General features: G+C 56.6%; 19 protein-coding genes. 7 read left to right on the forward strand and 12 right to left on the reverse strand.

What is annotated here, in order from left to right; all coding sequences use genetic code 11:
* Positions 1-35: 35 nt before the first annotated feature.
* Both rpsO and pnp read left to right on the forward strand, forming a co-directional pair.
* On the forward strand, positions 36-305 hold the full coding sequence (gene rpsO / locus ACWJ62_RS00075; RefSeq protein ID WP_064230008.1) for a 30S ribosomal protein S15: 270 nt from the start codon (positions 36-38) through the stop codon (positions 303-305).
* Positions 306-662: 357 nt separating this feature from the next.
* Positions 663-2777 carry a polyribonucleotide nucleotidyltransferase gene (gene pnp / locus ACWJ62_RS00080; RefSeq protein ID WP_449285327.1) on the forward strand — a complete coding sequence of 705 codons (2115 nt, stop codon included), beginning with the start codon at positions 663-665 and terminating at the stop codon, positions 2775-2777.
* 87 nt (positions 2778-2864) lie between these two features.
* Here the strand turns inward: pnp and ACWJ62_RS00085 are convergent, their stop codons facing one another.
* The 9 genes from ACWJ62_RS00085 to ACWJ62_RS00125 all read right to left on the reverse strand — a co-directional run bounded on the left by ACWJ62_RS00085 (position 2865) and on the right by ACWJ62_RS00125 (position 12368).
* Positions 2865-3734: an alpha/beta hydrolase gene (locus ACWJ62_RS00085; protein WP_449284363.1), complete on the reverse strand. Its 870-nt coding sequence runs from the start codon at positions 3732-3734 to the stop codon at positions 2865-2867.
* A complete protein-coding gene (locus tag ACWJ62_RS00090; RefSeq protein ID WP_449284364.1) occupies positions 3704-5569 on the reverse strand; it encodes an Lnb N-terminal periplasmic domain-containing protein in 1866 nt (621 codons plus the stop codon). The genes ACWJ62_RS00085 and ACWJ62_RS00090 overlap by 31 nt, the downstream gene beginning before the upstream one ends.
* Positions 5570-5658: 89 nt before the next feature.
* A complete protein-coding gene (locus tag ACWJ62_RS00095; protein ID WP_449284365.1) occupies positions 5659-6123 on the reverse strand; it encodes a DUF3015 domain-containing protein in 465 nt (154 codons plus the stop codon).
* Between the two features lie 239 nt (positions 6124-6362).
* Entirely contained in the window at positions 6363-7064 is a 702-nt protein-coding gene (locus ACWJ62_RS00100; RefSeq protein WP_449284366.1) for an ABC transporter ATP-binding protein, read from the reverse strand.
* Between the two features lie 9 nt (positions 7065-7073).
* Positions 7074-7829 (reverse strand): high-affinity branched-chain amino acid ABC transporter ATP-binding protein LivG, encoded by a 756-nt coding sequence (gene livG / locus ACWJ62_RS00105; RefSeq protein WP_062781018.1) that lies wholly within the window; start codon positions 7827-7829, stop codon positions 7074-7076.
* A 6-nt stretch (positions 7830-7835) separates the two neighbouring features.
* Complete coding sequence (locus tag ACWJ62_RS00110; RefSeq protein WP_449284367.1) at positions 7836-9107, reverse strand: high-affinity branched-chain amino acid ABC transporter permease LivM; 1272 nt, start codon at positions 9105-9107, stop codon at positions 7836-7838.
* Positions 9107-10030, reverse strand: coding sequence for a high-affinity branched-chain amino acid ABC transporter permease LivH (livH, locus tag ACWJ62_RS00115; protein WP_449284368.1), 924 nt, complete (start codon positions 10028-10030; stop codon positions 9107-9109). Before livH ends, ACWJ62_RS00110 begins: the two co-directional genes overlap by 1 nt.
* 162 nt (positions 10031-10192) lie before the next feature.
* Positions 10193-11305 (reverse strand): branched-chain amino acid ABC transporter substrate-binding protein, encoded by a 1113-nt coding sequence (locus ACWJ62_RS00120; protein WP_449284369.1) that lies wholly within the window; start codon positions 11303-11305, stop codon positions 10193-10195.
* Between the two features lie 154 nt (positions 11306-11459).
* Positions 11460-12368 carry a TPR end-of-group domain-containing protein gene (locus ACWJ62_RS00125; RefSeq protein ID WP_449284370.1) on the reverse strand — a complete coding sequence of 303 codons (909 nt, stop codon included), beginning with the start codon at positions 12366-12368 and terminating at the stop codon, positions 11460-11462.
* 166 nt (positions 12369-12534) lie between these two features.
* Between ACWJ62_RS00125 and ACWJ62_RS00130 the strand changes: the two genes are divergently transcribed.
* On the forward strand, positions 12535-13029 hold the full coding sequence (locus tag ACWJ62_RS00130; RefSeq protein WP_430415568.1) for a MarR family winged helix-turn-helix transcriptional regulator: 495 nt from the start codon (positions 12535-12537) through the stop codon (positions 13027-13029).
* Positions 13030-13134: 105 nt separating this feature from the next.
* Here ACWJ62_RS00130 and lon read toward each other — a convergent pair whose 3' ends face one another.
* On the reverse strand, positions 13135-15588 hold the full coding sequence (lon, locus tag ACWJ62_RS00135) for an endopeptidase La (RefSeq protein WP_449284371.1): 2454 nt from the start codon (positions 15586-15588) through the stop codon (positions 13135-13137).
* Between the two features lie 207 nt (positions 15589-15795).
* On the opposite strand from lon, the gene trxA reads away from it, so the two are divergent.
* The 4 genes from trxA (at position 15796) to ACWJ62_RS00155 (ending at position 20992) form a co-directional block, all read left to right on the forward strand.
* Positions 15796-16659 carry a thioredoxin gene (trxA, locus tag ACWJ62_RS00140; protein ID WP_449284372.1) on the forward strand — a complete coding sequence of 288 codons (864 nt, stop codon included), beginning with the start codon at positions 15796-15798 and terminating at the stop codon, positions 16657-16659.
* A 70-nt stretch (positions 16660-16729) separates the two neighbouring features.
* Complete coding sequence (locus ACWJ62_RS00145) at positions 16730-17044, forward strand: hypothetical protein (RefSeq protein WP_449284373.1); 315 nt, start codon at positions 16730-16732, stop codon at positions 17042-17044.
* Positions 17045-17465: 421 nt separating this feature from the next.
* Positions 17466-19898, forward strand: a complete 2433-nt coding sequence (locus tag ACWJ62_RS00150; RefSeq protein ID WP_449284374.1) for a hypothetical protein — start codon at positions 17466-17468, stop codon at positions 19896-19898.
* On the forward strand, positions 19898-20992 hold the full coding sequence (locus ACWJ62_RS00155; RefSeq protein WP_449284375.1) for a hypothetical protein: 1095 nt from the start codon (positions 19898-19900) through the stop codon (positions 20990-20992). Before ACWJ62_RS00150 ends, ACWJ62_RS00155 begins: the two co-directional genes overlap by 1 nt.
* A gap of 33 nt (positions 20993-21025) precedes the next feature.
* Here the strand turns inward: ACWJ62_RS00155 and ACWJ62_RS00160 are convergent, their stop codons facing one another.
* Together ACWJ62_RS00160 and ACWJ62_RS00165 are read right to left on the reverse strand one after the other, a co-directional pair.
* Positions 21026-21874 (reverse strand): alpha/beta fold hydrolase, encoded by an 849-nt coding sequence (locus tag ACWJ62_RS00160; protein WP_449284376.1) that lies wholly within the window; start codon positions 21872-21874, stop codon positions 21026-21028.
* A 1-nt stretch (position 21875) separates the two neighbouring features.
* Positions 21876-22997, reverse strand: a complete 1122-nt coding sequence (locus tag ACWJ62_RS00165) for a helix-turn-helix transcriptional regulator (RefSeq protein WP_449284377.1) — start codon at positions 22995-22997, stop codon at positions 21876-21878.
* Positions 22998-23014: the final 17 nt, after the last annotated feature.

Raw genomic sequence — 23014 nt, forward strand, 5'->3', positions numbered from 1 at the left:
CGTATTCGAAAGCATCGCAAACAATGAGGTGAGTTATGGCACTTTCTGCCAACGAGAAAGCACAGATCGTTCAGGATTTTCAGCAAGGTGATGGCGATACCGGTTCCCCTGAAGTTCAGGTGGCACTGCTGAGCGCTAACATCAACAAGCTGCAGGATCACTTCAAGGCCAACAAGCAGGATCACCATTCCCGCCGCGGCCTGATCCGGATGGTTAACCAGCGTCGTAAGCTGCTGGACTACCTCAAGCGCAAAAACGCCGACCGTTACCTGGAGCTCATCCAGCGTCTGGGTCTGCGTCGCTGATCCGGGTCTCTACGACCTGAGGGCTGCGCCGGTGTTTCCGGTGGCAGCCGTCAACCAGCAGGCCCTTCACCGGGTCTACTGGTTGTGTTTTTCTCCCACTGCAGTTGGATTGTCTGTGTTATCGAAGGATTCCCTGTCGTAATGGAAAGCCGAAATCGATAGCAGGTTGTTGAAAACCCGGGCCCGGCGGCTTCTGGAACTGTCGCCCTTCAGACCGGGGTTTTGCAACAGCCTGTTAGCTTTCAGACGGGTTGCTCTTCAGACCACAGCACATCATCTGCAGAACTATGGTTTCGAGCGCAGGGGCGCCCGGAACGAATCAATCTGGAACAGATAGACCAGGAGTTTTTTGTGGATCTGAAACCTTTCAAGAAATCATTTGAGCTTGGCGGCAAAACCGTCACTCTGGAAACCGGCCGTATTGCCCGTCAGGCCACCGGTTCCGTGCTGGTAACCGTGGATGATATTTCCGTTCTCGGTACCGTTGTTGGCGCCAAGGAAGCCAAGCCCGGCCAGCCGTTCTTCCCGCTGACCGTTAACTACTTCGAGAAGACCTACGCCGTGGGCAAAATCCCCGGTGGCTTCTTTAAGCGCGAAGGTCGTCCTTCCGAGAAGGAAACCCTCACCTCCCGCCTGATCGACCGTCCGATTCGTCCGCTGTTTCCGAACGGCTTCATGAACGAAGTTCAGGTCATCACCACGGTTATGTCCTCGAGCAAGAACCAGGATCCTGATATCGCTGCGATGCTGGCGGCTTCTGCGGCGCTGTCCATCTCCGGTATCCCGTTCGATGGCCCCATCGGTGCGTCCCGTGTGGGTTACACCAACGAGCGCGGCTACTTCCTCAACCCGACCTTCGAAGAGCTGCAGACCTCCCTGCTGGACATGGTTGTTGCCGGCACCGAAGACGCGGTTCTGATGGTTGAGTCCGAGGCGAAAGGCCTGAGCGAAGACCAGATGCTGGGCGGTGTTCTTTACGCTCATCAGGAAATGCAGGTGGCCGTAGCGGCTATCAAGGAATTCGCAGCTGAAATCGGCAAGCCCCGTTGGGACTGGCAGCCGGCGGTCGAGAACACCGAGCTGCTCAATGCCATCAAGGCCGATTTTGCCGGTGCTATCGAGGAAGCCTATGGCATCCGCGACAAGATGGCCCGCTACGAGCGTCTGGGCGAAGTAAAAGCCGCAGCTGTCGAGAAGCTGGCCGGTGAAGAGGAAGGCCAGCCGTCCGAAGACGAGGTCAAGAAGTACTTCGGCAAGATCGAGAAGAGCGTGGTTCGCCAGCAGGTTATTGATGGCAAACCCCGGATCGATGGTCGTGACAACAAGACTGTTCGTCCGATCGAAATTGAAGTTGGCGTTCTGCCCAGCGTTCACGGTTCCGCTCTGTTTACCCGTGGCGAGACCCAGGCCATCGTGACCACCACTCTGGGTACGTCCCGTGATGTGCAGATCATTGATGCCCTGGAAGGCGAGCGCAAGGATCCGTTCCTGTTCCACTACAACTTCCCTCCGTACTCCGTGGGCGAAGCTGGTCGTGTGGGCACACCGGGTCGCCGTGAGGTTGGTCATGGTCGTCTGGCCAAGCGTGGTGTTCTGGCGGTTATGCCGACCCTCGAAGAATTCCCGTACGCCATCCGTGCGGTTTCTGAGATCACCGAATCCAACGGTTCCAGCTCCATGGCTTCTGTCTGTGGTTCCAGCCTGGCGCTGATGGATGCGGGTGTGCCCATCAAGGCACCGGTTGCCGGTATTGCCATGGGTCTGGTCAAGGAAGGCGACAAGTTCGCGGTTCTGACCGACATCCTGGGTGACGAGGATCACCTGGGCGACATGGACTTCAAGGTTGCCGGTACCCAAGAGGGCGTGACCGCCCTGCAGATGGATATCAAGATCAACGGCATCACCGACGAGATCATGGAACTTGCTCTCGAGCAGGCCCACGCAGCGCGTCTGCACATTCTGGGCGAGATGAACAAGGTGATCTCCACCCCCCGTGCCGAGCTGTCTGCCCGTGCCCCGAGCATCACCACGATCAAGATCAATCCTGAGAAGATTCGCGACGTTATCGGTAAGGGCGGTTCTGTGATCCGTTCCATCTGTGACGAGACCGGCGCTTCCATCGATCTGGATGATGACGGCAATGTGAAGATCTACGCGGATAACCAGGAAGCTGCCCAGGCGGCGGTGAACCGGGTTAAAGAAATCACCGCTGAGATTGAAGTGGGTGCTATCTACAAGGGCCGCGTAGAGCGCATTGTGGACTTCGGTGCCTTCGTTAACATCCTGCCTGGCAAGGATGGTCTGGTGCACATTTCCCAGATCTCTGATCGCCGCATCGAGAACGTGACTGACGAGCTGAGCGAAGGTCAGGAAGTTCTGGTGAAGGTGCTGGATGTGGACAACCGTGGTCGCGTGAAGCTGTCCATGAAGGAAATCAAGGAAGGCGATGAGCCGACCGATTTCTCTGCCTGAGGGAGCTTTCCCTGAACGGTAGGTCGGATTTGCCAAAGGCGTAATCCGACAAAGAAAACCCGCCTGTCCTCTGGATTGGCGGGTTTTTTATTGCCCCATAAACCGAATCATTTCCTTCCGATACCCGGGAATAACAAACGTCGCCCCGTGCGGCGTATCCGTCTGCAAAAACTCCTTGGGCTCCTCTGCAGCTTCGTACAGGGCCTTCCCATGATGAAACGGAATAATCCCGTCCCGCACACTGTGTATCACCATTACCGGCACCGGGCTGATTCTGGGAATATGATCCACGCCCTCGTAGTCCTCAGGAATCGTCCAGCTCAGCGGAATCTGAAATGGCCAGGTAAGCCAGAATTCGCCCAGTTTCTCCCGGGCGATTCTACGGAAGCCTGAGAATGTGCCGTCCAGAATGACGCCATCCAGTTGTGGCTCCTCTTCCCTCTGAGTCCATTCACTGGCCAGTGCGATGCCGAGTCCACCGCCGAGGCTCTGGCCGAGGATGTAAAGCGGTCGGCCCTTCATCTCGGGCTTTTCAGCGAGCCAACGCAGGCCGGTTTCCACGTCGTGCAGCGCGCCTTCGATGTCCGGGTCGCCAGTGGATTTGCCGTAGCCCCGGTAGTCGATGGTGAAAACGTTGTAGCCTCTCTCGGGCAGCCACGCTACGTTGAGGATGTGGCTGCTGACGTTCTGGGCATTGCCGTGGAGGAAGTAGACTGTGCCTCTGGCGTTGTTCTCAGGAGCTTCTGCGGGCAGCCACCAGCCATGGAGGGTTTCGCCGTCGGCTGTGTTGAGGTAGATGTCTTCGTATTCGAGGTTCAGCCGGTCCGGGGTGATGTAAGTCACCCGATCCGGGTAGAAGAATACGCTGCTGCAACCGGATAGCAGGGCAAGAAAAAACAGCAGCCCGATTGTCCGGGCAATGCTGGTCAGAAGTAGGCGTGGATTCCGGCGTGCCATAGGCTTTGATACCTGTCGTAGTGGTCTTCCCGGGTGAACTCGGCAAACAGACTGAACTCGCGGCCTATGTGCCAGTTGGCTTTGGCGTAAAGCTGATCCTGGCGGTGTTGGCTGCTGACGATCCAGGCCTTGGTTTTGGCGCCCGCAAGCAGGCTGAACTGGTTGTTCTGGTGCAGCAGGCCGATATCGGCGCCCGGTGCAGCATCGTAGCCTCGGCGCAGGTCGTCGTCGATCTCCAGGTCGGCGGTGGCGATGGCAAAGGCCTGGGTCTGATTGCCAAGGCGCCAGCTGCCCCCTGCTCCGCCCTCAAGATAGGGCGTCAGGACCCGGTCGTTGCCAGTATCAGTGCGGCGGCCGCCAAAACCTACCTGCCAGGACAGCGGCGAGAAAAAAGCGTTCCGCGGGCTCAGCGAGCGAATTTCAACGCCGGTCAGCTGTTCCAGTTGAAGCTCGTTGTTGTCGGTGTAAAGGCGCGCGTCGAGTCGGAGGAACTGAAGCTGGGCCCCCGTGCGGTAGCCGGCCGGCGGGTCCAGGACGTCGTGGTAGGCCGGGCGCAGGGTCAACTGGGTGAATTCCCTGTGCGCCTGCTGGCCTGCCCCGAGGCTCAGGCGGAAGGTATCGTGGCCCTGATCGTCTCTGACAGCCGGTTCAGGCGGATCCTCCGGCGGAGCGACGTTATTGATCTGGCTGCGTTCTCTTAACAGGTCATGGGAGAGCGGTGCGGCGATTTCACGGGGCCAGCCGTCGGCCTCGCTCTTATAGCGAACATAATCGTAGGTGGCGTCCAGAACATGGGCTCGCTGTTTGGATGGCAGTGAGCTCACTTCATTGGCATCGGCGTCGACATAGCCATTGGCGACCGCCGCCGCGAGAGTCTGGTGATCGTCGGGAAGGGTCGAGAGACTGTAAGCCACGGAGGTGGCCGCCGAAGGCCGGTAATACACGTCGCTGACCAGATCCTTGTCCACTACCCAGCGCACGGTGTCGGAGGGTATGGCATGAGTGCTTACTTCGCCCAGGAGGTCGGTGCCGGGGCGAGCGATGTCTATCAGGGCCAGCAGGCGGTAGGCACAGTTTTCATCGAAGAAGTAGTAATCAAAATTGCGGTCACGTATTTCCCAGGCGTGGGCAATCATCAGATCCACTTCATCCTGTGTGAGGTTCAGTTTGTACTCCCACAGGTCGCGATGCTCGATGTCCGAATACAGCCGGATTTTTTCATAGTAGGGCTGAACCGAGGTGATTCCGGGGTAACCGCCGAAAATGCCCTTGTAGGCAAACAGCAGTTCGCTGTCGTGGGCGGCGGCATCAGCTGCATAGGAAATCGTGTTGGCCAACAGCAGGTTGGTTTCGTCGTCATCCTGGGGTGGGTCAAGACGCAGAAACGTGTGGCCGAACATGGATGAAGGACTGTTGAGGTAGGAGGCCGCAAAAACCAGGGTCACCGTCTCAGTGTTCAATGTTTCCGACCATTCCTGGAAACCGGGACACTCGATTTCCGGTAACGACAGATCGAGTTGCTGACTCAGCCAGGTTTCCCGGGCCGGGAAGCGGCAGCGGGCGTGGTCATTGCCTTCTCCGGGCTTCTGGATAGCTTCGAGGGTTGCATTAAGCTCCGCCTTTGGCGAGTGCTTACCGGTTTCACTCAGAAAAAAGGCCGGATCGTCGGCCTGGCTGGTAAATCCGCTACCAAACCTGTCGGGCTGATAATGAATGAGTGTGAGCCAGGCAGGATCGAGATGAAGCTCGGTTGCGTGTTCAGGCGATTTGGCCTGGGTCGGCAGGCTGACTGCAAGCCAGATCAGGGCTGGCCCAATGCGAAGCATGTTGCCCATGGGTTGGTGCTGCATCCGGGGTTGAACAGGGTGGAGAATGGAACGATGCGCCGTCCCTGGCGCATGAGAGTCCCTTCAAGGAGCCTGGATCAGGCTGCTACGTATTTGCTGAGTGATTCATTTTGCTCCAGCAGCGCGACGATGGCGTTCACGGCTTCGCCGGAGGTGGTGTCAGAGCTCGGGAAAATGGTGGCAAAGTTATCCTTCAGCACCTTGCGGAAGGTGTCTCGGTCAGCTCCGTCGACGCCCAGAAGCACCGCCAGGGTGTCCAGGTTCTCACCGGAACCGCGGGACATATCCCGGGCCACCTTGTCGATGTTGCTGTCCATGTACATGGCCATGGACTGAACAGCCTGATTGGTCTGGCAGCCAAGGGTGCCTGTGGTCATGCCAAAGGTCTGGTTACCAAAGGTTCCGTTGGTGGTTGCAGCCAGTACGTGGGGGGCAATGCCGGACTGTCCTTTCCAGATCATGGCACCTACACCGCAGCCCGGTTGAGCAAAGGCCATAGAAGAGGCACCAAGAAGAATTGCACCTGCGATCAGTTTTTTCATTATCCACTCCTTCCTGTGGTTTAAAGCTGTCGTCGCAATGCACAATGCTGCCCCTGACGTGGAGCAGCATTGCGAAAACGGCCCTGACTGGTCTTGTGGAGACAGGTTGACCGTTGTTTGGAGTATAGTTGATATCCAGCCAACGCAAGTTTAAAGACGGGTGAGTATTTGATTTGGCCAAAAAAAACCGGAACACGTTGCGTGCTCCGGTTTTTTTGTTTCCAGGCAACGATCCAGGATCAACCGCCCAGGTAGGCGTTCTGGACATCCGGGTTGTTCAGCAGATTCTTGCCCGTGTCGTGCAGGCGAATCTTTCCGGTTTCCAGCACGTAGCCCCGGTCTGCCAGGTTGAGGGCCTGATGGGCGTTCTGCTCGACGAGGAAAACAGTAATGCCTTCCTCGCGAAGCTGGCCGATAATCTCGAAGATTTGCTTGATGATCAGCGGTGCCAGGCCCAGTGATGGTTCATCAAGGATGATCATCTCTGGTCTGCTCATCAGGGCCCGCCCGATAGCCAGCATTTGCTGCTCGCCGCCGGACATGGTGCCGGCGCGCTGATGCTCGCGTTCCTTGAGGCGCGGGAAGAGTTCGTAGACATGCTGCTGGCTCTCACGGATCTCGGCCTTGGTGTTGAAGAAACCACCCATGTGGAGGTTTTCCTCCACGGTCAGGCCTGAGAATACCCGACGCCCCTCCGGAACAATGGCGATGCCGGAGCGCATGATCTGCGCCGTGGATTCGTTGGTAATTTCCCGACCCTCGAGGAAAATGCGTCCTGAACTGGCCCGGGGGTTACCGCACACGGTCATCAGCAGCGTGGTTTTACCGGCGCCGTTGGCGCCGATCAGCGAGACGATCTCACCCTTTTTGACTTCGACAGACACCCCGTGCAAGGCCTCGATCTTGCCATAATGGGTATGGACATCTTCTAGTACTAGCATGTGTTTACCTCAGGCCTCGCCCAGATAGGCTTTGATCACGTCGTCGTTCTGGCGGATTTCTTCCGGTGTGCCACTGGCCAGGGGGCGGCCCTGGTTGATCACGTTGATGCGGTCGGAAATATCCATTACCAGGCTCATGTCGTGCTCAATCAGCACCACGGAAACGTTGTAGTCCTCTTTCAGGCTGATGATCAGCTGGTTGAGTTCCTTTGTTTCCGCCGGGTTGAGGCCGGCTGCCGGCTCGTCGAGCATTAACAGCTTGGGCTCGGTGACCATGCAGCGGGCAATCTCAAGGCGCCGTTGCTGGCCATAGGCCAGGTTGCCTGCCTCCCGGTTGGCCATCTCGAGCAGGCCTACCCGGTCCAGCCAGTATGCGGCCCGGTCCAGGGATTTCTGCTCTTTCTTCCGATAACTGGGTGTCTGGATGAGGCCGGAAATCAGGTTGGTGTTCAGGTGGCGATGTTGTGCCACCAGCAGGTTTTCCACCACCGTCATCTGGCTGAACAACCGGACATGCTGGAAGGTGCGAACCATCCCCAGACGGGAGATTTTGTAGTCCGGCTTGCCCTGTACTTCCTTGCCCTCGAACAGGATCTTGCCGCCCGTGGGCTTGTAAAAACCGCTCATGCAGTTGAATACGGTGGTTTTTCCAGCCCCGTTGGGGCCGATGATGGACACAATCTCGTGTTCCTGAACGTCCAGAGACACTTCGTCTACCGCCAGCAGGCCGCCAAAGCGCATGGACAGATTCTGTACTTCAAGCATCGTCTGTCACTCCTGCCTTTTCAGTTCAATATGAATGCGGCGCATGGGCATCAGGCCCTGCGGACGCCAGACCATCATCAGCACCATGGCGGCACCGAAGATCAGCATGCGGTACTCGGAGAACTCACGGGCCAGTTCCGGCAGGATGGTGACAGCGATAGCCGCCAGTACCACACCGATCTGGGACCCCATGCCCCCGAGAACCACGATCGCCAGGATGATGGCAGACTCCAGGAAGACAAACGATTCCGGGCTGATAAAGCCCTGCTTGGAGGCGAAAACCGTGCCGGCGAAACCGGCAAAGAAGGCGCCAATGGTAAAGGCGGACAGCTTCACTGCCGTGCGGCTCAGACCCAGGGAGCGGGCAGCGATCTCATCTTCCCGCAGTGCTTCCCAGGCCCGGCCCACGGGCATCCGCATGAATCGACGGATCACGAGCGCGGTGAAGACCGCCAGAACCAGGGCAATCAGGTACAGGAAGATGACCTTGTGCTCACCGCTGTAGGCGATACCGAAGGTTTCGTGGAACGAGGTGTTGCCTTCTTCCTTCACCCGGCGACCAAATTCCATGCCGAACAGGGTCGGATCCGGAATGCCACCAATACCATTGGGCCCGCCGGTCAGAGTCGTCCAGTTATTGAGCAATATCCGGATGATCTCGCCGAACCCGAGGGTTACGATGGCCAGATAATCCCCCCGCAACCGGAGTACCGGGAAGCCGAGCACCAAACCGAACAGGGCAGCAAGCAGAGCACCAATAGGCAGCGCCAGCCAGAACGAAATGCCGGTGTACTGGGAGAGCAGGGCAAAGGTATAGGCGCCCACGGCGTAGAATGCCACATAGCCAAGATCCAGAAGCCCTGCAAGACCAACCACTACGTTCAGGCCAAGGGCCAGCATGACATAGATCAGCACCAGTGTGGCCAGATCGACGGAACCGCGGGACACGAAGAAGGGCCAGAACAGGGCAAGAACCACGAGGCCGGTCAGCACCCAGGACTCAATCTTTGCCCGGCGGTTTTCCGCCATTGGCTCCTTGTTGGATTGGGGCAAAGGATGGGGAATGCTTTTCAGGCCTCCCATGATCTGTTCCCGGAACATCTGGAACAGGAATACGATCACTGCCGCGAGCAATACCATCACGATGGTGCTGGCATCGGCGCCGGTCAGGGTCACATTGATGCCCTGCGCTTCAAGATTGAAGCCGATGATCGGGTAGGAAATGATCAGTGTAATGAACGCGCAGAAGAGCGCGTGTCTGAAATTGTTAGCAGCCATCAGATCTTCTCAACCTCCGGTTTGCCGAGCAGGCCGGTGGGTTTGAACAGCAGAATCAGGATCAGCAGGCTGAACGAGATAACATCCTTGTACTCACCGCTGAGGTAGCCGGAGGTCATGCTCTCAGCAACGCCCAGTATCAGTCCGCCCAGCATCGCGCCGGGTATGCTGCCAATGCCGCCAAGTACCGCTGCGGTAAAGGCTTTCAAGCCGGCAATGAAGCCGAACAGAGGATCAACCGAGCCGTAGTACATGCCCAGAAGAAGGCCGGCAACGGCTGCCAGTGCCGCACCGATCACAAAGGTTGCCGAGATGATCCGGTTGGTGTCGATGCCCAGCAGGTTCGCCATGCCCAGGTCCTGTGACACCGCCCGGCAGGCACGGCCAGTCCGTGAACGGGATATGAACAGCGATAGAGCTGTCATACAGATCAGTGTGGTGATGAATATGGTGATCTGCATGTAGGACAGGGACATCTGGAAACCGTCACCGGAACCGAAGTTGAAACCACCGTCAATCAGGGCCGGGAAGCCGATGTTGCGGGACCCCTGTGCCAAGTGAACGTAGTTCTGCAGGAAGATGGACATGCCGATGGCGGAGATCAGCGGGATCAGGCGGTGACGCCCCCGCACGGGCCGGTAGGCCACCCGTTCCACCGCCCAGCCCATGGAGCTGGAGACGATCATGGCGCAGAGCAGTGCGACAATCAGTATCAGTGGTAGCCAGGCAGCGCCGAGAGCGGCGAGACCGGTAATGGCAATCAGCGCCGTGTAGGCACCGATCATATAGATTTCACCATGGGCAAAGTTGATCATGCCGATGATGCCGTAAACCATCGTGTAGCCGATGGCGATCAGGGCGTAAGTGCTCCCGATCGTCAGCCCGTTGATGAGCTGCTGCGAGAAATAAAGGAGGTCTTGCATTGTTATGGGACTCCGAAAGCCTGCTCCCTCCGCTACCACACCCCGTGTCCGGGATATCCGGGCAGGAAGTGGGGGAGGATCAACAGGAGCCTAGAAAAACACCTTCTCCCGGATCGCGGTGAGAAGGTGTTCTCATGATTACCGTTTGTTAACGATTTTGGCTTAGTTTACCGGAGTTTTGCTTCCATCTGAATGCCATTCGTACACAACAAACTCGAATGACTTCATGTCGCCGGCCTTGTCGTATTCAACGGTGCCGATCGGGGTCTGGAAGGTGCCTTCGCGCAGTGCAGCGGCAACATCGAACGGATCGGTGGAATCAGCCGCTTCAATGCCTTCGGCAACCAGTTGAACAGCGGTGTAGGAGGTCAGAACGAACGGACCGGAAGGATCCTCGCCCTTGTCCTGGAATGCCTTCACCAGCGCCTGGTTTTCAGCTTTCTGGTCGAATGCCGGTGGCAGGGTTACCAGGAGGCCTTCGGCGGCTTCGCCGGCGATGGTGTTGATGTCCTTGTTGCCTACGCCCTCGGGGCCCATGAAACGGGCGTCCAGGCCAGCGGAGTTAGCCTGGCGCAGGATCAGACCCAGCTCCGGGTGGTAACCGCCGTAATAGACGTAGTCCACATCAGCTTGCTTGAGCTTGGTGACCAGTGATGAGAAGTCCTTGTCACCGGCGGTGATGCCTTCGAACATGGAGATTTCAACGCCAGCGTCCTTCAGGGTGTCACGAACCGCAGTGGCAATACCTTCACCGTACTGCTGCTTGTCGTGAACAATGGCCACGCGTTCAGGATTCTGGGAGGCGATGTAGTTGGCAGCAACCGGGCCCTGCATGCTGTCGAGACCGATGGTACGGAACACCAGTTCATAGCCGCGTTCGGTGATTTCCGGGCTGGTGGAAGCCGGGGTCACCATCAGGATACCTTCATCTTCGTAGATGTCGGAGGCGGGCTGGGTGGAACTGGAGCACAGGTGGCCGATCACGAAGCGGACGCCATCGTTGACCAGACTGTTGGCAACGGTAACGGCCTGCTTCGGGTCACACACGTCGTCGTACTCGACGGCAACCAGCTCTTCACCCATGACACCGCCATTGGCGTTGATCTGCTCGATCGCCATACGGGCACCGGAGAATTGCATGTCACCATACTGGGCAACGGGGCCAGTCATGGGGCCGGCAATACCGATCTGGATTTCTGCAGCGGCGTGGCCGGCGCCCATCAGGGCTACGGAAGTACTAACAGCGGTTACGAGTTTTTTTACTGAAGTTCTCATTGAGTCTGTCCTGTTTTATTTCAGGGTTATTCTTGTGTTCTCAGAGAGTTAAACAAACACCACACCTCACTGCTTGTCAAGCAGATGGCTCTGGAGTTTGCTCCGGAACACGGGCCTGTCTGAAAAGGCAAAACCCGTGCCGCTCTGAGCGGTGTCACGCATCCCTGCTGTCTTCTTCATCCTCTGAGACCAGCGCCCGGAAGCTCTCATGTTCACGGAGCTGGTCAAAACTCACGTCTACGGAAGCATCGTCGCGGTATGCCTCCGAAATTTCAATAGCTTTCTTCAAGGTACTGACTGCGTCTTCCCAGCGGCCGATTTCTGCATAGGCGCATGCCAACTGATAGTGCGCGTGGCCATTATCCGGTGCAAGCTTCAGCGCCCGCTGACACAGACTGATGGCCCACAGAGGTTCCTGCATTTCCAGGACGGCGTCGGCCTTGTAGCTCAGAGCTTCCACATCATCCGGGCGAAGATCCAGAATCTGGTCGTAGGCGGAAATCTTGTTCTGCTGTGAGGTTTCCTGGCTGGCTTTCAGCCACAGGGAATGCACTTCGTTGGTGCGCTCGATCTCGGCCTGGTTCTGGTGAATGATGTCGGATTTTTGCTTGAGCTGGTCTTCTATAAACTCGAGGCGCTGCTCGTACTCGATCACCAGCTCGTTGACCCGTTTTTCCGCCAGGCTGGTCAACTGATTGCGCATATCCCGGATGGAGTTCCAGCCAATAACAACGAGAATGGAGGTGGCGCCAGCAATCAGGTAGAAGAAGTAGGTGACCGTGTCTGTGGCATAGGACATGGTTTTGTCTGCCACTGACAGTTCCTTGTCGACCACCTTTTCGATCAGCTCTGCCCGGGTGTTTTGCATTTCCTTGCGCAGTGCTTTGCTCTCTTCCAGCAGGTACAGCTCCACAAAGGGCGTGTACATGGGTTCTTCCAGGGTCTTGATGCTCTCCTCCAGATCCTCTGCGGTGAGCTCTTTCTCCGGCCCCAGTTTATCCTGGGCGAGGAGGGTGCCGGCGAATGCCGTCATCAAAAGAAAAGGCAGGAAATACTTGATCATCGGGCGCATTCCGTCCGTCGGTCGTAAGTGGAACAAGGGGCAAACCTTAGCATAGTGGATGGCCGAAAAAATGCCGGGAATCTCCCTGACTTGCAATCCGGGGTGCAAAGACCTCTAATAGTTAGGGGTATAAAGAAAATTCCCATGACCGTATCGGAGTATTGCTGTGAACAGTTATGAAGATGTACTGGTGGCTCTCAGGCGGGTGATCCGGGCGACGGACCTTCATTCGAAACGCCTTAGCAAGCATGCCGGGCTCACCGGGCCACAGCTGCTCATCATGAGAACGATTCGGGACCTGGGGGAAGTGACCATCGGCACCATTGCGGAAAAGGTCAGTCTCAGCCAGGCGACGGTAACGACCATCCTGGATCGCCTGGAACATCGAAACCTGGTCTATCGGGTACGTAGCACCCAGGACAAACGCAAGGTACACGCGCACCTGACCGAGGAAGGCGCGGATCTTCTGGCACGGGCGCCCAATCCGCTGCAGGAGGATTTCATTCAGAAATTCCAGAGCCTGGCGGAATGGGAGCAAACCATGATTCTGGCCTCGCTTCAGCGGGTGGCCAATATGATGGATGCCGATGATATTGATGCATCGCCGGTGCTGACCGTTGGGTCGGTGTTGAAGGACGATGGGTGGAAAGAGAAAGCCTGAATAACGGTGTCGGATTACGACCCTTCGGGTCTAATCCGACCTACAAATCAGCTATCTCGATCGTAGGTCGGATTAGCGAAGCGTAATCCGACAATTCGCCTTCCATTAATGCACGAAAGACCCCTTCCTGGGCTTGTTCCCAAAGCACACCTGGAAAACATCGCTGTAATGCTTGGCGAAGTTCACCACCAGGCCTTCCTTCAGGTACTCCGGCAGCTCCTCGTAATCGCCCCGGTTCGCTTCCGGCAGGATCAGGTTACTGATTTTCTGCCGACGCGCCGCAATGACCTTCTCTCGAATGCCGCCTACCGGCAGAACCTGTCCGGTCAGGGTGAGCTCTCCGGTCATGGCGATGTTCTGCTGCGGTGCTTCACGTCGTGCGATCGACAGCAGGGCGGTTGCCATGGTGACACCGGCGCTGGGGCCGTCTTTGGGCGTGGCGCCTTCGGGCACGTGCAAGTGCACGAAGGACTTGTCAAAGAAGGTCGGGTCGCCTTTGAAGCGTTTGAGGTTTGAGGACACATAGCTGTAGGCGATTTCTGCGGACTCCTTCATGACATCACCCAGTTGGCCCGTCAGTTTAAAGCCGCGCTGTGCACTGTGAATCCTTGAGGCCTCGATGCTCAGGGTGGCCCCGCCCATGGCGGTCCAGGCCAGGCCAGTGACAACGCCGGTGCCTTTAAGCGATTTCTCTTTCTTGAATGAGGGCTGTCCGAGGTAGCTCTGCAGATCCGACACGCCCACCTTCACCGGCTGGTCCGGATTTTCAAGCAGCTTCACGATGCCCTTGCGGAGTATCTTGTGCAGCAGTTTTTCCAGGCTTCGTACACCGGCTTCCCGTGCGTAGCCCTCAATAACCTGCTTGATCGCTGCGTCAGTGATGTTGAGCTGCTTTTTCAGCAGCCCGGCCCGCTTCAAAAGTCTGGGCAGCAGGAAGTGTTTGGCGATGGCCAGCTTTTCTTCCGCGATATACCCGGACAGGCGAATCACGTCCATGCGGTCGAGCAGCGGCCGCGGAATCGTGTCCAGCTGGTTGGCGGTGCAGATGAAAAGGACCTTGGAGAGGTCCATACGAACATCGAGATAGTGATCAAGGAAGTCTCGGTTCTGTTCCGGGTCCAGGGTTTCCAACAGGGCGGATGCCGGATCACCCTGGAAGGAGGCGCCGATCTTGTCGATCTCATCCAGCATGATCACCGGGTTCGCCACCTTGGAATCCTTCAGGGCCTGGACAAACTTGCCCGGCATGGCGCCGATGTAAGTGCGGCGATGGCCTTTGATTTCAGCTTCGTCCCGCATGCCGCCAACGCTGAAGCGATAGAACTTCCGCCCCAGTGCATCCGCCACGGAATGGCCGATCGATGTTTTGCCAACGCCGGGCGGGCCCACCAGCAGAAGGATTGAGCCGCTGACTTCGCCTTTGAAGGTGCCCTCGGCCAGGAACTCGATGATGCGATCTTTTACATCGTCCAGGCCGTCGTGATCCCGGTCGAGAATCCGGCGGGCTTCGGCCAGATCGAAGTGATCCTCCGAGTGGACGCCCCAGGGAACCTGGGTCAGCCAGTCCAGGTAATTGCGGGTGACGCCGTATTCCGGCGAGCCCTGTTCCAATACCTGCAGCTTTTCAACTTCATCGTTGAATCGATCCTGAACCGCCTCAGGCGGGTTGAGCTCTTCCATGCGCTTCTGGAAACGTTCCACGTCAGCGGTCTTGTCGTCCTTGGCCATGCCCAGCTCGCGCTGGATAACCTTGAGCTGTTCCTTCAGGAAAAAATCGCGCTGATGCTTCTGAACCTTGGCGTTAACCTCTTCACTGATTTCCGACTGCAGACGGGCGACCTCCTGTTCCTTGCGCATCAGGAGCAGGACTTTTTCCATGCGGCGGAGCAGGGGAACGGTGTCCAGCACATCCTGCAGCTCGTTGCCCGGGGCGCTGGTCATTGAGGCGCCGAAATCGGCCAGCGGTGAGCTGTCATCCGGCCCGAATCGGGAAAGGTACTGTTTTACGTCTTCACCATAGAGCGGGTTGGTACGCAGCAATTCCTTGATCGAGCTGATGATGGCGAGGGTGTAGGCCTTGAGCTCGTCTGCGTCTTCTTCCGGTTCCGTCGGGTACTCAACTTCCACCAGGTACGGCGGCTTGCGGCGCAGCCACTGGACAATCCGGAAGCGCTGCAAACCCTGGGCTATGAACTGGACCTTGCCGCTGTCGTTCTGGGCCTGATGCACGCGCACGGCGCAGCCGACGGTCTCCAGCTGTTCGCTGGCAGGGACCCCGTCTTCGGTTTCCTGCTCTTCCACAAAGCAGATCCCCATGACCTTGTGATCGGTCTCGCCGACGCGCTTCAGGGTTTCCTGCCACGGGTTCTGGTTCACCACGATCGGTTGTACCTGGGCCGGGAAGAAAGGGCGGTTTGAAACCGGCAGCACGTACATGCGCCGTGGCATCATCTGCTGGGGCAGGGCGAGGCTTTTGCTGTGCTCGTCCTTGCCGATGTATTCGGTCACGTCCTCTTCGAATTCCTCAAGTGAATCGTTTTGCGTGTCATCGTCATTCATGCCGCGAGTATCCATCCGGAAAGGTTGTGAGTCAGTCCGGGACCGGCTATTGGGCAATTGTCCCGGAGTGTTGCTTACTAGCTATGTAACGGCAGATACGGTGATTTCAAGGAGTTGGCTTTGGACAGTCGGCGCTTGAATTTCCGGGAGTTGACCCCATGTCCCTGACAGTTCGCAACGATTCATTCGACTTTTCAGGTGCCCTGCATGAGCAACTCTCCCTACATCTTTGATGCCACAATGGAAAACTTCCAGCAGAAGGTTATGGAAGCCTCTGCCAGTACGCCCATTCTGGTGGATGTCTGGGCCGAGTGGTGTGCGCCCTGCAAACAGTTGACGCCTCTGCTGGAAAAACTGGCTGAGGATTACCAGGGCGCGTTCATGCTGGCCAAGGTGAACGCCGACGAGCAGGAGCAGCTTACGTCTAGCCTTGGCGTGCGCAGCCTGCCCACGATTATCCTGGTCAAGAACGGCCAGGCAGTGGATGGCTTCAACGGCGCTCTGCCGGAGAGCGAGATCCGCAAGGTTCTCGACAAGCACGTCGAAGCGCCCAAAGAGGATCCCTACGAAAAGGCTCACCGGATCTGGGAAGAGGGTGATGTAGAAGGGGCTCTGGCCATTCTGTCGCAGATGAACCAGGAAGACCCCGAGAATCTGAAGGTCCTGATCGATCTTGCCCAGTTGAAGGCGGAGATGGGCGATCTTGAAACGGCTGAGCAAGTGCTGGAAAGCTTGCCTCCGGAAGAGAAAATGCAGCACCAGGCCAAGCAGCTGGCGGCCCGTATCAAGTTTCTCAGGCAGTCGGCCGAGCTGCCACCAATCAAGGATCTTGAAATGGCTCTGGAACAGGACCCGAAAGACCCGAACGCACTGCACCAGTTGGCACTTCATCACGTATTACAGGAAAACAACGCCGAGGCTATGGACCTGCTGATCCGCCTGATGCAGGTAGACAGCAAATACAAGGACGAAGTAGCCAAGACAACGCTGATCGAGCTGTTCGACAAGCTGGGCAACAATAACCCGGACGTACGAACCTATCGCCGAAAGCTTTATACCCTGATGCACTGATCGTTTGGCGCTCGCCAAAACAATGTAGGTCGGGTAGAGCCAACGGCGAAACCCGACTGGTATTTCCGCAATGCTCAAACTTCCACCCCAGCCCGACTACTGTGAACTCTGCGAACGCCCGGTTGCCAGGCTCACCCGCCATCACCTCATTCCCAAACACCTGCACCGCAAAAAACGCTTCCAGAAACTGTTCGCCAAAGAAGACCTGATCACCCGAACGCTCTGGGTGTGCCGTCCCTGCCACAACGCTATTCACAAAGCCCGTTCGGAATACGAGCTGGGTCTGTACTTCAACACCCGGGAAAAGTTGTTGGAGCTGGAGGAATTGCGGACGTTTGTTGAGTGGCTCAAGGACAAGCCGGAGGGGTTTGTGCCGAAGAAATAGTAAGGTTCAAATTTGTGCGACCTACATAGTTGATAAAGTCATATACGAAATGACTTTTTATAATGTTTTACATTGTGAGGCGAGTTTAAAAATTCAATAAAAACAGAGTCTTTTGGTTTTTTTTGTTGCTTTGACTATTTTGTGATCAAAACCTTGCCTACCGAATGGTCTTCCCTTGGATTAGCCTCTTTGACGGCTTCCGACATTGCTGGATGTTAATCACGTCGGAGCCGACCGTCATGAAATAAGGATCTCAAGGAGAGACGCTTTGGATAAGTTCAAAAGGTTAGCGCTTGCTGTTGCAGTTTCCTCAGGCCTGGTTGTAACCGGTTGCGGTGGAGGCGGTTCATCGTCACCGTCAGCTGGCACCCCTCCTGGAGGTGATACCTCTGTTGTATCTGGTTCTGCAGTTAAAGGCGTGATGAAAAATGCTGTTGTAACTGCTTATGAACTGGATGACTCCGGTGAGCGGTTGGAAGCACCGGTTGGCACAACTACAACAGACAGTAAAGGCCAATACCGTATTGAGCTTAGCGACAACTACCAGGGTGGACTCGTTGAGATCGAAATAACCGTGAGCTCTGAAACCCGCATGGTTTGTGATGCCTCTGCCTGCGGAACAAAGGGCGACGATGTCACCTTGCCTGATGACTTCAAGCTGAATGCCATTGGCAAAGCCAGTTCGGCAGGTAGCTCTGTGAGCGTTCCGGTAACCGCCTGGTCAACCATGGCAGCCAAACGTGCAAAGACCCTCATTGCTGGCGGCAAGAGTGTCTCTGATGCAGCCAGGCAGGCCAAAGCGGAAGTCAGTCAGGTGGCTGGCTTCGATATTGAAAACACTGTGGCGCGGGACGTGAACGACCTGGCTGGTGCCAGTGCCGCTGAGGCTCAGGCCGCGGTGATGAACGCGGCCGTTGCCGAGTTGATCTTCGCAGGTGGAGATGAAGGTGCTGCCGCGTCGTTGGACAGTTTCTCCGACGCACTCAATGACGGGTCGATCAATACCGAAGATGCTTTTACAGCGGCAAGCCTATCTACAGCTGTGAAAACAGTGGTCGAGACAACAGAAGGCCTGGATGACGAAGCTCAGGAATCTCTGAATAATCAGACTGCTCAGCTTGATGCCGCCGGAGATAGCCTCGACACCAGCTATGACGAGGATCTGGACCTTGATGAGGGCGCAACTCAGGCAGAAAAAATTGCTGCCTTCCAGTCGTTCGTTACCCAGTTCCGCAGCTGGGCCGGCTCTATTGATGAAACGGCTGCCTCTCTGCAGGACGAAACGTCTGCCGTTTCCGTTGCGCTGGATGCGGACGCGGAAACTGTCAGTGACGTATTCGCCCAGGCCGGCGTTACTGGTGATCTGGTAAGCAAGGTGCTGGACACCTTCTCTCAACAGCTGGCCGGTACCGAAGGACGGGCGGCACTACTGAACGCTCTGGAAAGCGGCGAGCCATTCACAGCCCAGCAGGACTGGACTGATGAAGAAGATCCAACTGCCAGCGGTACCATGGACGCCACGCTCGTTTTTGAGGACACAGAATCTGGCCTCCAGGCTACGGCCACTGGCAGTGTTTCCCAGACTGGTGGAGAGACCCGCGAGTTTGACCTGGTTATCGGTACCAGCCTTTCTAAGAGCGATCTGGACCTGACCTACGATGCCGAGAAGGTTCTGTCACTGCTTGCACAAAACAATGTCACTGTCAGCGGTACGATCGGTGATGGCACCGGCTTTGATCGTGCAGTGCTGGATCTGGTTGCCACCCTTGAGCTGTCCGAAGCGATTGCAGGCGAGGTTACGGCTGATGCGGTGCTGGAAAAATTCAGTGCCATTGGCCTGAACGGTTCCATTGCTCTTGCCAACCCAGAGGCGGCCAGCTTCGACGGTGAGATCTCGGTGAAGGCTGTAAACATGACAGGCTCCAGTTTTGGCGAGCTGGACGAGCCGTTCTCGCCGGAGTCCTTCGCCCTGTCGGGTGACTTTACAGCGACGTCCGGGCGTACTTTCAATCTCTCGACATCCCTGAACAGCAGCAGTGCCCAGCGCTTCAACCTGTTCACCTATCTCGATTACAACGACACAACCGCTGCGTTTGATTTCGAGGTCGATCGTGCCGAGGTGGCGCAGTTTGTTGAGTTTGACATCGACGCAGAAGAATATTACTTCGACATCTATTCTAATGGATACTGTGACGAGGATGGTTCAGGAACACAGTTATACGGTGCTCGCGTTGCATATTCTTGGTGGTACGATAGCAATCTCGGCTTCTATGACCAGAACTGCAACATCCTAGACGGCGCCGAAAACGAGGCCCTTGATCAGCTGATTCTCGGCAAGCTCGAAACCGCCGCTGGTGCTGACGTAGCCGGAGAGTCAAGTATCGATAATGTCTGGGTATACGGTAACAGCACTTCTGATCTGGCAGAGGTGAACGCTGATATCGCCTTCCCCGATCTGGAAACTGCCAACAACTTCGTGAACCTGTCGTTCAACATTGCAGCTGGTGTTTCTCTCGTTGACATGCCGAAAGCAACGGCTGTGGTTACCCTGACCCGTTCAACTCTGAACGGTGGCAGCGTACTCGCGAACGTTAGCTGGGATGGCGGCAGCTACAGCCTCAAGGTCAGCACCGATGAGCTGAATGCTGAAAACCCGGAAGTTAGCCTGGCATTCTGGAACCCGCAAGGATTCCGCCTGGAAGCGCTTGGCTCGGAAACGGCCAGCGGAGTTCAGAGTCTGACCGGCAATGTCTTCGTCAACGGTGAGGACATCGGTGATGTGGAGCTGCGAAACGGCATTCCTGTAATCACCTACCCGAACGGCGAAGAAACCGTTTTCGAGACATTGTTCTGATGAAAGTACCGGGAAACCGGAAAGAAAGGTGGGGCTTCGGCCCCGCCTTTTTTTTCGTTATAGCGAGTGTAAATGGCAATACAGCTCTGGCCGTGGAGATGTTCGGCAGGTTCGAGACCCGACTGGTGAGCGAGCCGGAGCCAATTAAAACCACGCTGAGTGATTGGGGCAGTGAATTCGATTCAGGTAGCCGCCAATGGGCGATCAGCCATGCGGAGGCCGGGTTTCGGGAGCGAGGAGTCGAGGTTTCGGTTTTCACTCGTGCACTGGCGGATCTCAGGATGAATTCGCAGGCCGTGAGTTTTTATGGGCGGATTGCCCGCAAGGAGCCGCTGAACGAAGGTGAACGGATTCCCGTTGCTCTGCGAGTTAATGGCTTCTCCGGAACCGGTATTCGATCTGGCTATCGACATAGCGACGAATCCTGGACAGTTTCCGGCGGTATTTCTGTATTCAAAACCCGCCATTTGATGAGCGGCACCCTTGATGGGGAGTTTGTGGCGGCCGCCGAGAATGACTATGACTTCAGCGCAGACGTTGACTATGTCTACTACCGGGACGTGATTTTTGATCGGCCGGATGTAGAGAAAGCCAGTGGCATCGGTTGGGCTTTTGATATTGCTGCCAGCTGGAAACCCATGGAAAAGCTTGATCTGAATTTTCGTGCCGAGGATCTTTTCTCACGGATTCGATGGAAGGACGCGCCCTTCACGCAAGCACAGGCAAACACCGACAATAAGTCCTTCGATGACGATGGCTACGCTGTATTTGCCCCAACGATATCCGGCACGGAAGGGTATCGGGATACTTTTTATCAGGATCTCGATCCCAGGTTTTATGGCACGGCTCAGTGGCAGGAGGGCTCCTGGCTCACAGTGGTGCATGCTCAATACCAGTTTGGGTACGGGCTTTATGGGGTCGGCTTCGGGCGGACGCTGGCGGGTGGTGCCAGAATTCTGGCCAGCTACTGGCCAGAATTGGAGTCAATCCAGCTGGAAATAGGCCGAGGAAAATGGCAGGCGACGGTATCCGCAGACGAGGTCGAGTGGTCAAGCGTGCGTGCGATTAGCCTGGGGCTTTCTTATAACTATTGAGCCAAACCGGTTGCTGTCGGCCCCTTGCAGAAATTAGCCCCAGATAGCTGAAAGTGCACCGTAGTGAGCGCCATTGATTATCTCGGGAGTGCTGTCTGGAAATTTCCTGGACAGCGTGGTCTGGTGATCTCTATATACCAGGCTGTCTCTCGAGCCATGAATTACCCGCACCGGAAGACAGATGTCCGCCGGCGCAAAAGGCCATGAATGAGCTATCAGGAACGAATCTCTGGCTAGCGCATCGGCTGCCGTTGCCGGGCCTTGCTCCAGCGCGGCGTTAAGGCTCTTCATAAAGCCCGTGCGAACAGGCTCTGATGACAGGTAATGCCCTTCCTGATCACCTGAAGCACCCATCAGTGCCTCCGATAACGCCTCCACCGAACCGGTAAGCGCTTCCATTTCCCTGGCGAGTGCCCCCCGATCCTCCAGCGCCGCCCGCCAGGTGTTGACGGTGAGTTCTGAAGCATATTCGTAGGGATTTTCCATCAATGGAACCGCCGGCGTAGCAGCGATATCCAGTTGTTCGATCCGATTGCCCAGATCATGAGCGGCGGCCATAGCGAATACCCCGCCTCCGGAAAAGCCGGATAACCTGAACGTTGCCAGCGTCAAGTGATCTGCGAGCCGTCTTAGATCATCGGAATGCTCCGAAAATCCATAATCCACCGCAGGCGTTGATTGCCCATAGCCCGGCCGGTCCGGGACGATAAGCCGCATGCCGGCACGTTTAAGTTGGTCCTGAAGATGGTGAGTTTCCTTGCGGGACCCCGGAATCCCATGACAGTGAATCCAGGTTCCGTTTTCCCCGGTGCCTATATCTGAGTAGCTGAGTGTGCGACCGTCAGGAAGACTCAAAAGGTAGGTTTTATCGGTATCAATCATGTCAATTTTTCAGTGTGTCGGCGCATAGAAGGAGAAGTCTTTGCAGGCTTGCCTGCCGGCGAACGCCGGTTTTGCGCATAATGGATTTGAGCTGTGTTCGTCCGGTATGGGGAGAAATCTCAAGTACTGCGCTGGCCTCGTTAACATCGAGCCCGGTGACCAGAAGGTTTGCAAGCCGGTACTCCGCCGGCGTGAGGTGATACATCGTGGTCAACCGATTCTCGTCCAGGTCCGCCGGTCGGGTGGTGTCCAGCAGAAAACAGAGAATCTTCGGTGCCGGCGAGCGGGTTATGTGAAGGCTGGTTCCGGCTGAGCAGGTGGGCAGCATGAGCAGGCAGGCACCACTTTGGCCCAGTTTCACGGTTTCCGTAAGTGAACGATGCTCAATCAAACGGCGCACCATGGCGCGTAGGGTCGTGGATGCGCCTGGGGCGAGCATTCGAAGACGATGGTATTGGATTTTAAGGCCAAAACTGTTGGTAGCGAAGGCCTCTTCAGCGCTGGCATTCAGCCACTGCACCCTTAGTTCATTGTCCATGTACCAGACACCGAACGGTAATCGGTCAAGGGCATGCCGGGCGACAGAGAGTGCATCGTTCAGGTCTGCCATCAAGCGGGATAACCGGGCGACTCGTCGAAGGTGGGGGCTGAAAAGCTCCAATAGTCTGAGGTCTTCGTTACTATAGGCGCCGCGGTGTTTTGGTCGGTGAATACCCACGTGCATTGCCTGACCGTTCTGGCGCTCGAACTGGGTGCCCAACGCATAAAAGTTTCCGTTGGGCCGAAACACGGATTGGTAGTGGACGGAACGCTCAAACTCCCGGTCTTCGATAACCGCGCTACTATCCAGCGCCTTGCCTACCGGCAAAGCCGCCATGGCTTCCCTGAAGGGATCACGCTCAACGCCCTCAGCTTCGTAGATTCGATTGATTTCCTGTCTAAAGCCGCTGGTGTAGGACTGGTGAACTACCGGATTGTCCAAGTCTGTCAGGCGTAAGGTAGCGGTTTCTCCGCGGAACAGAACCATCAGCTTGGCAAGAAACTCCGGCCACTGGTCCGGGGTGGTCGCTCGCTCATAAAGATCATCCAGCAAGTGAGGGACTTCAGACCCCGGATCCTTCAAAGCAATCGCTCCCTGTT

The sequence above is a fragment of the Marinobacter sp. PE14 genome (assembly GCF_053566155.1).